At 33.3% G+C, this 15,531-nt stretch carries 14 protein-coding genes and 1 pseudogene; 4 read left to right on the top strand and 11 right to left on the bottom strand.

Features of this window, described 5'->3' with window-relative positions:
- Positions 1 to 36: 36 nt before the first annotated feature.
- The 3 genes from pckA to ACSSV5_RS08190 all read right to left on the bottom strand — a co-directional run bounded on the left by pckA (position 37) and on the right by ACSSV5_RS08190 (position 3,444).
- Positions 37 to 1,638: a phosphoenolpyruvate carboxykinase (ATP) gene (gene pckA, locus ACSSV5_RS08200; protein ID WP_454245493.1), complete on the bottom strand. Its 1,602-nt coding sequence runs from the start codon at positions 1,636 to 1,638 to the stop codon at positions 37 to 39.
- A 70-nt stretch (positions 1,639 to 1,708) separates the two neighbouring features.
- Positions 1,709 to 2,092, bottom strand: coding sequence for a DUF423 domain-containing protein (locus ACSSV5_RS08195; RefSeq protein ID WP_454245492.1), 384 nt, complete (start codon positions 2,090 to 2,092; stop codon positions 1,709 to 1,711).
- 206 nt (positions 2,093 to 2,298) lie between these two features.
- A complete protein-coding gene (locus ACSSV5_RS08190; protein WP_454245491.1) occupies positions 2,299 to 3,444 on the bottom strand; it encodes a methionine aminotransferase in 1,146 nt (381 codons plus the stop codon).
- 382 nt (positions 3,445 to 3,826) lie between these two features.
- Between ACSSV5_RS08190 and ACSSV5_RS08185 the strand changes: the two are divergent.
- Positions 3,827 to 3,928 (top strand): annotated as a pseudogene (locus ACSSV5_RS08185) (IS1595 family transposase); the annotation flags it as partial.
- A gap of 136 nt (positions 3,929 to 4,064) precedes the next feature.
- Here the strand turns inward: ACSSV5_RS08185 and ACSSV5_RS08180 are convergent.
- From ACSSV5_RS08180 to ACSSV5_RS08170, 3 genes are read right to left on the bottom strand one after another with little or no spacing between them, the layout of a single operon-like run.
- The gene (locus tag ACSSV5_RS08180) at positions 4,065 to 4,811 is read right to left on the bottom strand and encodes a succinate dehydrogenase/fumarate reductase iron-sulfur subunit (RefSeq protein ID WP_454245490.1); all 747 of its coding nucleotides are present in this window, start codon (positions 4,809 to 4,811) and stop codon (positions 4,065 to 4,067) included.
- Between the two features lie 18 nt (positions 4,812 to 4,829).
- Positions 4,830 to 6,833 carry a fumarate reductase/succinate dehydrogenase flavoprotein subunit gene (locus ACSSV5_RS08175; RefSeq protein ID WP_454245489.1) on the bottom strand — a complete coding sequence of 668 codons (2,004 nt, stop codon included), beginning with the start codon at positions 6,831 to 6,833 and terminating at the stop codon, positions 4,830 to 4,832.
- A 9-nt stretch (positions 6,834 to 6,842) separates the two neighbouring features.
- The gene (locus tag ACSSV5_RS08170; RefSeq protein ID WP_211064827.1) at positions 6,843 to 7,523 is read right to left on the bottom strand and encodes a succinate dehydrogenase cytochrome b subunit; all 681 of its coding nucleotides are present in this window, start codon (positions 7,521 to 7,523) and stop codon (positions 6,843 to 6,845) included.
- 186 nt (positions 7,524 to 7,709) lie between these two features.
- Here ACSSV5_RS08170 and ACSSV5_RS08165 point away from each other — a divergent pair, with 186 nt between their 5' ends.
- Positions 7,710 to 9,677: an aconitate hydratase gene (locus ACSSV5_RS08165; protein WP_454245488.1), complete on the top strand. Its 1,968-nt coding sequence runs from the start codon at positions 7,710 to 7,712 to the stop codon at positions 9,675 to 9,677.
- A 148-nt stretch (positions 9,678 to 9,825) separates the two neighbouring features.
- Here ACSSV5_RS08165 and ACSSV5_RS08160 read toward each other — a convergent pair whose 3' ends face one another.
- Positions 9,826 to 11,283 (bottom strand): hypothetical protein, encoded by a 1,458-nt coding sequence (locus tag ACSSV5_RS08160; protein ID WP_454245487.1) that lies wholly within the window; start codon positions 11,281 to 11,283, stop codon positions 9,826 to 9,828.
- A gap of 129 nt (positions 11,284 to 11,412) precedes the next feature.
- Between ACSSV5_RS08160 and ACSSV5_RS08155 the strand changes: the two genes are divergently transcribed.
- Positions 11,413 to 12,366, top strand: a complete 954-nt coding sequence (locus ACSSV5_RS08155) for a tetratricopeptide repeat protein (protein WP_454245486.1) — start codon at positions 11,413 to 11,415, stop codon at positions 12,364 to 12,366.
- 34 nt (positions 12,367 to 12,400) lie between these two features.
- A complete protein-coding gene (locus ACSSV5_RS08150) occupies positions 12,401 to 13,753 on the top strand; it encodes a UDP-N-acetylmuramate--L-alanine ligase (protein ID WP_211064831.1) in 1,353 nt (450 codons plus the stop codon).
- Between the two features lie 216 nt (positions 13,754 to 13,969).
- Here the strand turns inward: ACSSV5_RS08150 and ACSSV5_RS08145 are convergent, their stop codons facing one another.
- From ACSSV5_RS08145 to ACSSV5_RS08130, 4 genes are all read right to left on the bottom strand, one after another.
- Positions 13,970 to 14,320, bottom strand: a complete 351-nt coding sequence (locus ACSSV5_RS08145; RefSeq protein ID WP_211064832.1) for a type II toxin-antitoxin system PemK/MazF family toxin — start codon at positions 14,318 to 14,320, stop codon at positions 13,970 to 13,972.
- Positions 14,310 to 14,540: a hypothetical protein gene (locus ACSSV5_RS08140; protein WP_211064833.1), complete on the bottom strand. Its 231-nt coding sequence runs from the start codon at positions 14,538 to 14,540 to the stop codon at positions 14,310 to 14,312. The genes ACSSV5_RS08145 and ACSSV5_RS08140 overlap by 11 nt, the downstream gene beginning before the upstream one ends.
- Before the next feature lie 211 nt (positions 14,541 to 14,751).
- A complete protein-coding gene (locus ACSSV5_RS08135) occupies positions 14,752 to 15,102 on the bottom strand; it encodes a type II toxin-antitoxin system PemK/MazF family toxin (RefSeq protein ID WP_211064832.1) in 351 nt (116 codons plus the stop codon).
- On the bottom strand, positions 15,092 to 15,322 hold the full coding sequence (locus tag ACSSV5_RS08130) for a hypothetical protein (protein ID WP_211064833.1): 231 nt from the start codon (positions 15,320 to 15,322) through the stop codon (positions 15,092 to 15,094). The genes ACSSV5_RS08135 and ACSSV5_RS08130 overlap by 11 nt, the downstream gene beginning before the upstream one ends.
- Between the last annotated feature and the right edge of the window lie 209 nt (positions 15,323 to 15,531).

Raw genomic sequence — 15,531 nt, 5'->3', positions numbered from 1 at the left:
TAAAATTGTTTTCTGCAAAATAGTGAATAAAAATATTTAACCCTTTTTTGGTCCACCATTCGTGATTTCTTGGCTTGCGTAAGGTTCAAATTTTTTAAAGTTTTTGACAAATGAATCTGCAAGTTGTTTAGCTTTTTTATCATAAGCTTCTTTATCTACCCAAGTATCTTTTGGGTTAAGTACTTCAGGTGGTACGTTAGGGCAAGTTTTTGGCATTTGTAAACCAAAAATATCATGTTCTTTATAATTTACATTATCCAATTGATTTTCCATGGCGGCAGAAATCATAGCTCTGGTATATTTGAGTTTCATTCTGCTTCCAGTGCCGTAAGCACCTCCTGTCCAACCTGTGTTAATGAGCCAAACGTTAACCTTGGCATCTTGCATTTTTTGACTTAGCATTTCTGCGTATCGTGTTGGATGAATGGGCATAAAAGGTGCTCCAAAACATGCTGAAAAACTTGGTACAGGCTCATCAATGCCAGCTTCTGTACCAGCAACTTTTGCCGTGTAACCACTTATAAAATGATAAGCAGCTTGACCTGGTGTTAATTTGCTTATTGGAGGTAAAACCCCAAAAGCATCAGCGGTTAAGAAAAATATATTTTTAGGATTATGGCCAACTCCTGAAAACTCTGCGTTTTCAATAAAATCAATAGGATAGCTAACACGGGTATTTTGAGTTATGCTATCATCTTCATAATCTACATCGCCATTATCTTTAAGGACAACATTTTCTAAAATAGCTCCTTTTTTAATAGCTCCAAATATTTCTGGTTCATTCTCTTCTGTTAAATTAATGACTTTTGCATAACATCCACCTTCAAAATTAAAGATTGTATTTTCATTTGTCCAGCCATGTTCATCATCACCAATTAGTTTTCTATTGGTGTCAGCAGAGAGTGTAGTTTTGCCCGTTCCAGAAAGACCAAAGAAAATAGCTGTATCACCATCACGACCTAGATTAGCAGAACAATGCATTGGCAGGGCGTTTTTTTGAACAGGTAATATAAAATTTAAAGCTGAGAAAATTCCTTTTTTAATCTCGCCTGTGTAGCCTGTACCACCAATGATAACAATCTTTTTAGTGAAATTTAGAATCGCAAAATTTTCTTGACGTGTACCATCAACTTTTGGATCAGCTTTAAAACCAGGTGCATTGATTACAAGCCAATCTGGATTAAAGCTATTTAGATCCTCTTTAGTAGGTCTAATAAACATATTGTAGCAAAACATATTGCTCCACGGATATTCGTTGATGTGTCTGATTCCAATTTTATAATTGTCATCAGCACAAGCAAATGCATCTCTAGCGTAAACCTCTTTGCCAGATAAATAAGCCGTTATCTTTTTATAAAGTTGGTCAAATTTGTTTTTGTCAAAAGGGATATTGATGTCGCCCCACCAAATTTCGTCTGTTGTGATGTCATCTTTTACGATAAAGCGGTCTTTGGGAGAACGCCCTGTAAATTTACCTGTGTTTATTTTTAACGCACCATTACTTGCCTCTTCACCTAAACCTTTTTCTAAAGTGATTTGATGAAGCTTTTGTGGTGAGAGTTGATAATTAACTTTAGCATGTTTAATGCCATAAGACTCAAGAGAAATGGTTTTGAGAGTTTGTGAAATAGAATCCATAATTTTAGATTTAATTCTAAACAAATTTAAAGAGATTCTTTAATAAAAAAATTGATTTACTGTTATATTTTTAATTTTTCTTTAAAAAACTGATAATCATCAATATCCAACCTAGTATCATTAAACTTCCACCTATTGGGGTTAGAAAGGCGAATTTTGTGAAATCAAAATTGTAAAGCTCATTTGTTGCTAACCCATAGATAGAAAAAGAGAAAAAGATAATTCCAAAACACAACAAGTAAAAAATTGCTTTTTGGTATTTAGCATTTTTACCTAAGGCAAAACTCAAAATTAGCATCAACAAAGCATGGTACATCTGATATTTTACTCCTGTTTCAAAACTCTGCAACTGATCAACACTTAAAACATCTGATAATCCGTGCGTACCAAAAGCTCCAATGATTACAGCCAATAATCCAAAAAAAGCTCCAAATATTTTAAAATTATCTCTCATGTGTTTAAATTTTTATTTCTTCTAAAATCAATTAGAAAGAACATGCACCTTAGTATGAATAATTGTTGGTATTTATGATGTTTTACAATTTTAGATTTAAACAAATATAAACAAAGTGGTTTGATTGCCATGTCAAAACATCAAAAGTAAAATTGAAAAGTGATAAGAGATAGTGATTTATATTTGAATTATTTTTACATCAATGGCTAAATATTTTTAATAATATTGGCGGCTTGTTCTAAAGTTTCATCGGTTTTTGCAAAACAAAATCTAATATAACCTTGCTGAATATTTTTATGATTAAACACAGAAACTGGAATAGTTGCTAATTTATGAGTTTTGATCAGTTCTATGCAAAATTCATTGTCGGGCAAATCTGATATTTCTGTGTAATCTGCCAATTGAAAATATGTCCCTTGTGTAGGTACACATTTAAACCGAGAGTTTTTAATAAGACTTAAAAACCTATCGCGTTTTTGTTGGTAAAATTTAGATAAATTCAAATAATGTTCAGGTTGATCTAAAATCTTACTTAAGGCAAATTGCAAAGGGTGATTAACGCAAAACACATTGTATTGATGCACTTTTCTAAATTCTTTCATCATAGCTTTGGGAGCAACAGCATAACCTAATTTCCAACCTGTTACATGATAGGTTTTTCCAAAAGAAAAGGTCACTATGCTACGTGCTGCTAGTTCTTCTTCTTTACAAATGCTGTGATGTTTTCTGTCATCAAACACCATATGCTCGTAAACTTCATCGCTTAAAATATAGGTTGAAGTATCTTTAACAACGGCTTTTAATTGCTTAAAATCTTCTTCGGTCCATACATAACCTGTTGGATTATGTGGAGTGTTGATAATAATAAGCTTGGTATTGTCAGAAATCAAATCTTTAACCTTATCCCAAGGTATTTTATATTCAGGTGCATCCAATTGAATAGGTTTTACAATGCCACCATATAGTTCTACCGCTGGTTCATAGCAGTCATAAGCAGGTTTAAACACAATGACTTCATCGTCTCGATGCACTAATGCAGAAATAGCAGTAAAAATAGCTTGCGTCGCTCCTGCGGTGATAGTAATTTCACTTTTCCAATCGTAACGATGATGGTATAGGTTGTAAAATTTGTCGGATAATTTTTGTCGTAGCTCAGGTAAACCACCCAAAGGAGCATATTGATTTCTGTGAGAGTTTAAAGCATCTTCACTATATTTTATGAGTTCTTTGTCAGGCATAAAATTAGGAAAACCTTGAGACAAATTAATGGCTTGATGCTCTTGTGCTAATTGACTCATTTTGGTAAAAATAGTCCTTCCGATATGAGGTAATTTAGACTTGAGTTGATGCATGAAAATTTTATTTTATCTAAGTTAGTGTATTTTAAACTACTTCTTTATGATGGATTGCAATGTAGCTTGTTTTAAATTCTTCATAATTTTGGTGTCTATACGGTTGCATTACAATAACGTGAGTTCGATATAAATTCCAATAAAATATATTCATATAAAATACAGATATTTAATCATTTGTCATGTCGATAGATCGAAGCATGAGCGTCGAGACATCTCAGTAGGATGAGATTTCTCCTCATTCTTTGTTACCAATGACAAAATTTGCTAACAAAAATATGTAATCATCTGATTTACAGCTTTCAATAAATCGAACTCGCGTTACAATAATCATAAATCATATTAAAAAAAGATAATTATATAGCTGCAAATTGAAATAAATATAAGGGTTTTAGAACAATTTAAAGGGCAAAATACACAAAACTTTATCAAAGAACTTCCTACTGATAAAGCTTGCAAAGCTTATTTGGCAAAAACAAAATGGATTGCAAAGAATTGCCGAGAAACTGTTGAAACTATCAAATCAAAAAGCAAATAAAAAACCTCAAAGATTTAATATAAACTCAATACAGAATTAGATCTAAATCTTTGAAGTCAATTATGTTTTCTATGTGAACTATCTATCCAGCCATAGAAGCCGATAAATATTCTCTATTCATTCGGGCAATATTTTCAAGAGAAATACCTTTTGGACATTCAATTTCGCATGCACCTGTGTTGGTGCAATTCCCAAATCCTTCTTTATCCATTTGATTCACCATATGCATCACACGGTCAGTAGCTTCAATTTCACCTTGTGGTAAAAGTGCAAATTGTGATACCTTAGCCGAAGTAAACAGCATTGCTGAAGCATTTTTACAAGCAGCAACACAAGCCCCACAACCAATACAAGTTGCAGCATCAAAAGACATATCGGCTTTTTCTTTTTCTATTGGGATGGTGTTGGCATCAATGGTGTTTCCAGAAGTATTGACAGAGATAAATCCGCCTGCTTGTTGTATGCGATCAAACGCAGAACGGTCAACAATTAAATCTTTTATAACAGGAAAGGCTTTGGCTCTAAAGGGTTCAATCACAATAGTATCACCGTCATTAAACCGACGCATATGCAATTGACAAGTCGTAATACGTCTATCTGGTCCGTGAGGTTCACCGTTGATTTGCAAAGAGCAAGTTCCACAAATCCCTTCACGGCAGTCGTGGTCAAATTCTACAGGTTCTTTGTCTTCTCTTACTAAATTGTCATTTAATACATCCAGCATTTCAAGGAAAGACATGTCGCCTTCAATACCATCAATATTATAGGTCTCAAAACGACCTTTTGCACTTGAGTTTTCCTGTCTCCATATTTTCAGTGTAAGTTTCATTTCAATACAATTTTTTGGTTATTTATAACTTCTCGTTTTGAGTTCAATATTTTCATAAACTAATTGTTCTTTATGCAGAATGGCATCTTTAGGCTCACCTTTATATTCCCAAGCGGCAACATATCTAAAGTTTTCATCATCTCTTAGGGCTTCGCCATCTTCGGTTTGGTATTCATCTCTAAAGTGTCCACCGCAAGATTCATTTCTATGTAGAGCATCTTTAGCAAACAATTCTCCTAATTCTAAGAAATCGGCTACACGAGCTGCTTTTTCTAATTCAGCATTTTTAGAATCTACTTTGCCTGGCACTCTAACCTTGCTATAAAATTCTTCTCTCAATTCTGCTATTTCTTTAATGGCTGATTTTAAATCTTTTTCATTCCTTGCCATACCGCATTTGTTCCACATAATTTTACCCAGTTTTTTATGGAAATCATCAACTGGTGTATCACCTTTAATATCAATTAATTTTTGTAATAGAGTTTTTACAGCATTTTCTGCTTCATCAAAGGCTTTATGATCAGTTGGTATTGGTCCAGTTCTAATGTCGTCAGACAGGTAATCGCCAATGGTGTACGGTAAAACAAAATAACCATCAGCCAAACCTTGCATTAAGGCTGACGCCCCAAGTCGGTTAGCACCGTGATCTGAAAAATTAGCTTCACCAGCAGCATAGCAACCTGGAATGGTGGTCATCAAATTGTAATCTACCCAAAGTCCGCCCATTGTGTAGTGAACCGCTGGATAAATCATCATTGGGGTTTCGTATGGATTTTGGTCAATGATTTTTTCATACATTTCAAATAAATTACCATATTTATCTTCAATAGCTTCATCGCCAAATTTCTTAATTTGTTCTTTTGTTGGATTTTCAATACCAGAGCTAAAAGCTTTTTCCTTGCCGTATCGCTCAATAGCTGAAGCGAAATCGAGATAGACTGCTTCACCTGTTTTATTGATACCAAATCCAGCATCACAACGCTCTTTGGCAGCTCTTGACGCCACATCACGTGGCACTAAGTTACCAAACGCAGGATATCGTCTTTCAAGATAATAATCTCTGTCTTCTTCTGGAATTTCAGTGGGTTTGAGTTTTCCTGCCCTAATGGCTTCAGCGTCTTCTTTTTTGGCAGGTACCCAAATTCGACCGTCATTTCTTAACGATTCTGACATTAAAGTCAATTTAGATTGCAATTCACCAGAAACGGGAATACAAGTTGGGTGAATTTGTGTAAAACACGGATTAGCAAAAAATGCACCTTTTTTATGGGCACGCCAAGCGGCTGTAACATTGCTTCCCATGGCATTGGTCGATAAAAAGAAAACATTGCCATAACCACCAGAAGCCAAAACTACGGCGTGAGCCGAATGTCTTTCTATTTTGCCACTAATCATATCTCGGGCAATAATTCCTCTTGCTTTGCCGTCAATCAAAACCACATCCATCATTTCGTGGCGTGTATAGGATTTTATTTTTCCGCGATTAATTTGTCTGTTCATCGCAGAATACGCACCGAGTAAAAGTTGTTGACCTGTTTGTCCTTTAGCATAAAATGTTCTGGATACCAAAACCCCACCAAAAGAGCGGTTGTCTAGCAAGCCACCATATTCTCTAGCAAATGGCACACCTTGAGCAACACATTGGTCGATAATGTTTCCTGAGACTTCAGCGAGTCTATAAACATTAGCTTCGCGAGAACGGTAGTCTCCACCTTTTACAGTATCATAAAACAATCTGTAATCAGAATCGCCATCGCCTTGATAGTTTTTTGAAGCATTGATTCCTCCTTGAGCGGCAATAGAATGTGCTCTTCGTGGTGAATCTTGAAAGCAAAAGGTTTTAACATTGTAACCCAATTCGGCTAATGTTGCAGCAGCAGAAGCCCCAGCCAGACCTGTTCCTACAACAATGATATCAATCTTTCGCTTGTTAGCAGGATTGACAAGGTTGATGTCGTTTTTATGTTTGGTCCATTTTTCAGCAAGTGGGCCTTTTGGTATTTTGGCATCTAATTTTGACATAATCTAAAATTATAAATGTGTTACGTAATGATATATAGCAATAAAAGCAAACCCCAGTGGAATGACAATAGCAAAAGCTTTGGTAAAAGATTTTAAGCCTTTAGAATACTTATTGTTAAAACCCACAGATTGAAAAGATGATGAAAAGCCGTGCAAAAGGTGAAATATCAAGAAAATAAAAGCTAAAACATAAATTCCAGTTCTTACAGGATGTCCTGCAAATTTAGCAACGGTTTCTCCATAATATCTCAAATCACCATTGTGCATACCAGACATATCGCCTTCAACATATTTGGTTACAATTTCTGGTATCCAAAAATCGTAAAAATGCAAACCTAAAAAGAGTAAGATTACAACCCCAGAAATAATCATATTTCTAGAAAACCAGCTGGAGTTGGTCGATCCTTTATACTGTGAATAACCAACAGAACCTCGAGCTTTTCTGTTTTGAATTTCTAAGACAAAACCCAACACAAAGTGTAAAATAACCCCAAATATCAAAATAGGTTGCAAAACCCATTGGACCAAAATATTGGTTCCCATAAAGTGAGACCATTCATTAAAAGTGTCTGGATTGATAACCGAAGTAATATTGATAGTGAAATGTTGAGCTAAAAAAAGCACTAAAAACAAACCTGATAAAGCCATGGCAAATTTTCTGGCAATTGAAGACTTGATAATTCCTCCCATTATAAAATATTTTTATTTGACATCAAAAATAAGTTTAAATGCATTATTTGCCAACTTTAGAGTTGTTTTTAAATTTAATTTAGAATTGATTTAAACGCAAAAGGGATTTCTGAAAATATATTTTAAAATTTTGTTATTCTTTTGTTTTCAATAATTTATAATGATACTTTAGAAAAAAAAAGAAATATGTCAGCATTAAATGTAACACAAAAATTAATAGAATCTCATCTTATTGAAGGCGAGTTAAAGCCTGGAAACGAAATTGGATTAAAAATAGATCATGCTTTATTGCAAGATGCTACAGGCACATTGGTTCAACTTGAGCTTGAAGCGATGAATTTAGATCGTGCTAAAACCGAAGTAGCAGTGCAATATGTAGATCATAATCTTTTACAAACCGATTTTAAAAATGCAGATGATCATAGATTTTTAAAATCAGCTGCCCAACGATTTGGTTTGTGGTTTAGTCGCCCTGGTAATGGTGTTAGCCATCCCGTTCATATGGAAAGATTTGGCAAGCCAGGCAAAACTATGGTAGGTTCAGACTCGCATACTTGTGCCGCGGGTTCATTAGGGATGTTAGCTATAGGAACTGGTGGACTTGATGTGGCTACTGCCATTGCAGGAAAACCTTATTATGTAAAAATGCCTGAAGTGATGGGCGTAAAATTAACTGGAAAATTACCAGATTGGGTGAGTGCAAAAGATGTGATTTTAGAAATGCTTCGCCGTTATGATGTCAAAGGTGGTGTTGGTAAAATTATTGAATATTACGGCGATGGATTAAAAGAATTAAGTGCCATGGATAGACATGTTATTGCCAATATGGGTGCTGAGCTTGGAGCCACTACAACGGTTTTTCCAAGTGATGAAGAAACAAAAAAGTTTTTAAAATCTCAAGAAAGAGAAGATGATTGGATTGAATTAAAAGCCGATGAAGGTTGCCAATATCAATATTATGAAGAAATTGTTTTGGACGATTTAGTCCCACTGATCGCTTTACCAACGAGTCCGGGCAATGTTGTCCCTGTTGAAGAAGTTGCTGGAAAACCTATCAGCCAAGTGGTTATTGGGTCGTCAGCCAATCCTGGTTTGCGTGATTTTTGGATAGCTGGAAAAATTGTGGAAGGTAAAAACGTGAGTCCAGAAGTGAGTTTTGACATCAACCCAACTTCTCGTCAAGTGATGCAAAATATGATTGAAAACAGAACTTTCGCAAATTTGATAACAGCAGGTGCTCGTTATCACCAATCGGGTTGTATGGGATGTATTGGCATGGGTCAAGCCCCAGCAAGTGGAACCATCAGTTTACGAACTATGCCGAGAAACTTCCCCGACAGAAGTGGTACAAAAGACGATCAAGTGCATTTGTGTAGTCCCGAGACCGCTGCAGCTTCGGCTTTAACTGGAAAAATAACCGACCCAAGAACTTTAGAACAATCTTATGGTATGTCTTATCCAAAATTTGAATATCCAACACACGAATTAATCAATCGTGAAATGCTTGTTGCACCAATTGATGATAATAAATCTGTTGAACTTGAAAAAGGCGAAAACATCAAAAGTTTACCTGAAATACCAAAATTAAAAGACAGCTATCGCGTTCCTGTTTTGCTAAAAATGGGCGACAATATCTCGACTGATGAAATTCTCAAAGCTGGTGCAGAAGTTTTGCCTTTTAGAAGTAATCTTCCTGAAATCAGTAAATATTCCTTTACGGTAATTGATGATACTTTTTACGACCGTGCTTTAGACGCCAAAGAAAGTCATGGTGGTCACGTTGTTGTGGCAAGCGAAAATTATGCCCAAGGCTCAAGTCGAGAACATGCAGCTTTAGCACCAAAATATTTGGGTCAAGTAGCCGTTTTAGCCAAAAATTATGCACGAATCGCATGGCAAAATATGATAAATTTTGGCATTTTACCCCTTGAATTTATAAACGAATCCGATTATGATAAAATTGAACAAGGTGACGAAATATCACTTGACAATTTGATTGAACAAGTAAAAAAAGGAGACCAAATCAATATCAAATTGATTAAAACTTCTGGTGAAGAAAAACATATAAAAGTAAAACACACCATGAGCGAAAGACAAATACAGGTTATGCTTAAAGGCGGTATTATCAATGATTTTAAGGAAAAATTAAATTAATGTTGGTTTGACTTAATAATTTTACGTAAGTTCGATTAATAACATATAATGGCTTTTGTCCTCATTATTTAATAGGAAATTTTCTATTGAATAATTCGGGTTAAATGATTTTATTTAATTTGCAAGGACTCAAAATGTTGTGATTTTCTTAGAGTAAAGATTTTTTCAATCCTTCAAAATGAAATATCCAAACATAGTTCCAAAAGGATTTAGTTTTGTTTCTTTTGACGTTTTCAAGCTTAAAGCTTTCTTCTACATCTTTATGTTTAACAAAAATGTTGCTGATCAAACTTGCAAAATTATTTTTGGAATCATCTTTTTTGAGAATGTTAAGTTTTAGTTGTTTATAAGCCATCTTAAAATCGCCATTGAGCTCAGAATTATTTCCATTGAAAGAGGTCCTTATTTCGTCTATTTGTCCGTCTAATTTCATCCGCATTGCAGGAGCAAAAAAGCTGTTAATGGATTTATCTTCAACTTTTTTTATAAGTGTAGAAAGATAGAAACGTTCATGATCTGGCACAAAACTTAAATTGAAGTAAATGTCAGACTGCTCTGTAAACTTAGCTTTTAATTTTGCTTTGATATCTGGATTTTCGTTTTTCAGAAAGTTATGCAGATTAACAACATCACCTTGAATTGCATTGAATTTGATAGTACCAGGTTCTCGATTTTTGTTCAACAACTCCTGATAAGTGAGATTCAAATCTAAAACCGAAAGGGAATCAATTTTTAGTTTCATTCCAAGCTCTCTTAAAGCCTTACTGTATAAAGGTTTTATAGTAGTGTCGTCAGCAATTGTTTTGTCTCTATAAATATTGAAGTTTGAACTATCGATTTGGATTTTCTTTGAAGTGATGTAAATAATACTGTCTTTCTTTTGAAAATTAAACTGAGAAAATTTTAAAAATTTTGTTTCTAAATCCATCAAATCTCTTTCAGTTTTGATATGATTGATGTAATCTGATTTTGAAAATTTAGGCTCTATTTTAAAGTTTGAAAGTTGTATTGAATGATTTTTAAAAGTAAACCTTTCAGATTTTAAAACATGTAAATCATCAAGGTCATAAAATAAAGAATCTGCTTCTGCCTGTAAACTTTTGTTTTCTAACCATTTGTAATTATCGATTAAAGGCATAGAAATATCTTTTACTTTTAAATCGATATGAGATGCTTCAAAAACAGTTTTGTCGCCATCTTCTAAGGTGATTTTTGCATTCTTCAAATTGATTTTTTCAATACTTATAATATCTAACTCTGAGTTGCTTTTGTTTTCTTTTTTTGAATTTGAAGATAAGTCAAATACTAAATCTAAACCTTCTGCATCAATAATTTCAATTTTGATTTCTTTGTGAATTAAATAATGAATTATGTCAACATTAATATCGATTTCTTTTATGCGAATTGTTTTGGCAATATCTATGAATTCAACATCTTCAAGATTCAAATTTCCAGAAAAACTGTTCACTTGAAAAGCACTGTAAGAAAAAGTTGAATTATCATTTAGCAGACCTTTTATTTTTTTTGAAACAAAGTAGTTAGCAGTAAAAAAACTTAAGACAAGGAATAGAATTATAAAGAAAAGATAACGTATAAATTTTTTCATTCATTTCAGATTAGAATGCTGAAATTACGTAAAATTTTTTAAATAAAACTTAAAAAATAATTCACCGTATGCACTTCTATGAAATCATAAAACATTTGTTAAGATAATGGAATTTAATACATTTGCGATATGCAAAAAAGATTTGTCATATTATTACTTTTACCCGTATTGTGTATAGGGCAAACCAACTTAGACTTTGGCATCAAAGTTTTTGAAAATAAAGAATATGCAAAGGCTCAATCTATCATTGAAGATATCGCTAAAAGCGAGCCAAACAATTATAAAGCTTATGAATATCTGGGCGATGCTTATGCCGCTCAACACCTATGGGATAAAGCTATAAATACTTTTGAATATTTGATTGACAAACAACCTGACAACGCCGATTATAATTACAAATACGGTGGATCAATTGGTATGAAAGCTAAAAGTTCAGATAAATTCACAGCTTTATTTTTACTCAACGATGTCAAGAAGTATTTAAAACGTTCTGCTGATTTAGACCCTAATCATATTGATGTGCGTTGGGCTTTACTTGAATTGTATTTAGAATTACCTGGCGTCATTGGTGGCAGCATTGATAAAGCCAAAAATTATGCTTCACAACTTCAAAATATCAGCCCAGTTGATGGAGCTTTAGCTTATGGCAGAATTGCAGATTATGAAAACGATTTTTATACTGCTGAAAAACACTTCAAAAAAGCAGTTGAAATTGGTGGTTCTAAAACTTGCTACAACAAATTAATAGATCTTTATGTTCAAAATAATCATTATGATAAAGCACTTTTGACAACCAAAGAAGCTATTCAAAATTTGAACCACATCGACTTTAATTACAGATTTGCAGCAATTGCTTTGCAAGCTAATTCAAACTCAAGTCAAGCTTTAAAAAATATTGATGTTTTTATTAAAAACCATAATTCATCACTGATTTCTTTAGACAAAGCTCTAATTTTGAAAGCAAAATTACACTACAGATTAGGTGATGTTGATGAAGCAAAATTTTGTTTGAATCAAGCTCTATCTGATAATCCAGATTCTATCCAAGCAAAAACAGAATTGAAACGCATACAGCAACTCTAATTCTTTATATTTGTTGTTTTAATTTTCAACAACTATGCATATTCATTTTATAGCCATTGGCGGAAGCGCTATGCACAATTTAGCCATTGCCTTAAAACTTAAAGGTGAAACTATAACTGGTAGCGATGATGACATTTTTGAACCTTCGTATTCAAGATTAAAGCAACACGATATTTTACCCCATCAAATGGGCTGGCATCCTGAGCAAATTTCAAATGAAATCGACTTAGTCATTCTTGGTATGCATGCCAAATCTGATAATCCCGAATTGTTGAAAGCTCAAGAATTAGGTTTAAAAATCTATTCGTATCCTGAATATTTATATGAACATTCTAAAAAGAAAACCCGCGTGGTTATTGCAGGTTCACATGGCAAAACCACAATCACTTCTATGATTTTGCACGTGTTGAATTATCACGAAAAACCTACTGATTTTATGGTTGGTGCTCAACTTGATGGGTTTGACAATATGGTGCATTTAACCGAAGAAAACGATTTTATATTGCTCGAAGGTGATGAATATTTGTCCTCTGCTATTGATCCTAAACCTAAATTTTTATGGTATCAACCCAATATTGCACTAATTAGCGGAATTGCATGGGATCACGTTAATGTTTTTCCGAATTTTGAAGTTTATAAAAACCAATTTGAAAAATTTGTAGAATCGATGACTAATGGTAGCACATTGGTGTATAATGAAGGAGACGATGTGTTAAAAGACATCGCTTTAAATGCGACAAAACCTACACGCAAACATGCCTATCATATTCCAGAGCATCATATAGAAGACGGCGTTACTTATCTTGAAACCAACGAAGGTCCGATGCCAATTGAGGTTTTTGGCGAGCATAATTTACAAAATATTGCTGGTGCCAAATGGATTTGCCAACATATGGGCGTCGATGAAGATGATTTTTATGAAGCCATTGCCAGTTTTAAAGGTGCATCAAAACGCTTAGAAGAAGTCATAAAAACACCGAGATGTCTAGTTTTTAAAGATTATGCTCACAGCCCGTCAAAAGTTGAAGCAACCACTAAGGCAGTAAAAGCACAATTTCCGAATAAAACTTTATTGGTGTGTTTTGAATTGCATACTTACAGCAGTTTAACAGCTTCTTTTTTAAAAGAATATCACAAAACTTTAGACAAAGCAGACGAAGTGGTGATTTTTTATTCAAAAAAAGCTTTGAAAATCAAACAAATGCCAGAGTTGACAAAAGAGCAAATTCAAGAGGCTTTTAACCGAGATGATTTAAGCGTTTATACCAATGCTGAAGATTTTAAAGCTTTTCTGAAAGCTAAACATTTTAACAATCATGTTTTGTTATTGATGAGTAGCGGGAATTATGGCGGATTAGATTTTGATGAATTGAAAGAGTGGGTTTGATATTTTTTTCACGCAGAGTCGCAAAGTTGATAAGGTTTTACTGAACTTTAATATTTTCACGCAGAGACGCAAAGTCGCTAAGAATTAGACAAAGTGCATAGAAAAAAACACTTATGAAAAATTCAATCCGATAAAATACTAAAAACTGCTGACTGCTCACTGAAAACTGCTAACTGTTCACTGAAAACTACCGACTACCAACTAAAGCCAAAATTCTTAAAAAGATAAATCAAATATGATTTCAAGGTTAGCTTTAACTTTATTGGCCTGTTTTTTGGGAAGTTGCCCTATTTTTTCGACTAATCTGTTATTATCAATAGCTCTTATCTGGTCAATCATAATATCTGATGGTTTTTTTAAATTGACGATATCTTTGCCGATATGAACTCTTAAAATGTCAACGTTTAATTTCACGTTTGTTGTCAATGGACATATTAGTGTGGAAGGATGTTTCAATTTGTTCAATAAATTAGACTGAATGATCAAAACTGGTCTTTTTTTGCCAGGTTCTGTGCCAATTCTTGGGTTTAAATCAGCAATCCAAATTTCAAATTGCTTAATTTCCATAATCTATATCCTCAAATTCTTTCAAAACGCTCATAGAATCTTCTCTGATCAATTTTGATTCTTTTTCCATTTTCTCTTCAATGAGTTTTCTTCGCTGAATTTTGTTATAATACTCAAGTGCTTCATTGATGTATCTATTTCTTGGCTTTTTTAGTTGTTCTAAGATTTTTTCAGTTTCGCCAAAAATTTCCTTATCTAATTTTAATGAGAGTGTTTTCATGCTTTTTATTTCAAATATATACTATTTTAATAAATAAAGTATATACTTTTAGTATGTTTATTCAATATTATAAAATTTATTTCACGCAAAGACGCAAAATCGCAGAGATTTTTGAGTAATGCACATAAAAAAACCCCCATGAAAAATTCAATCCGATAAAATACTGAAACTGCGACTGAAAACTGCTGACTACCAACTAAAGCCAAAATTCTTAAAAAGATAAATCAAATATGATTTCAAGGTTAGCTTTAACTTTATTGGCCTGTTTTTTGGGAAGTTGCCCTATTTTTTCGACTAATCTGTTATTATCAATAGCTCTTATCTGGTCAATCATAATATCTGATGGTTTTTTTAAATTGACGATATCTTTGCCGATATGAACTCTTAAAATGTCAACGTTTAATTTCACGTTTGTTGTCAATGGACATATTAGTGTGGAAGGATGTTTCAATTTGTTCAATAAATTAGACTGAATGATCAAAACTGGTCTTTTTTTGCCAGGTTCTGTGCCAATTCTTGGGTTTAAATCAGCAATCCAAATTTCAAATTGCTTAATTTCCATAATCTATATCCTCAAATTCTTTCAAAACGCTCATAGAATCTTCTCTGATCAATTTTGATTCTTTTTCCATTTTCTCTTCAATGAGTTTTCTTCGCTGAATTTTGTTATAATACTCAAGTGCTTCATTGATGTATCTATTTCTTGGCTTTTTTAGTTGTTCTAAGATTTTTTCAGTTTCGCCAAAAATTTCCTTATCTAATTTTAATGAGAGTGTTTTCATGCTTTTTATTTCAAATATATACTATTTTAATAAATAAAGTATATACTTTTAGTATGTTTATTCAATATTATAAAATTTATTTCACGCAAAGACGAAAAATCGCAAAGATTTTTGAGTAATGCACATAAAAAAACCCCCATGAAAAATTCAATCCGATAAAATACTGAAACTGCGACTGAAAACTGCTGACTGTTCACTGAAATTGAAAA

The sequence above is a fragment of the Psychroflexus sp. MBR-150 genome (assembly GCF_053628795.1).
The sequence above is the reverse complement of the archived record's forward strand: the minus strand, read 5'-3'. Positions and strand labels throughout refer to the sequence as shown.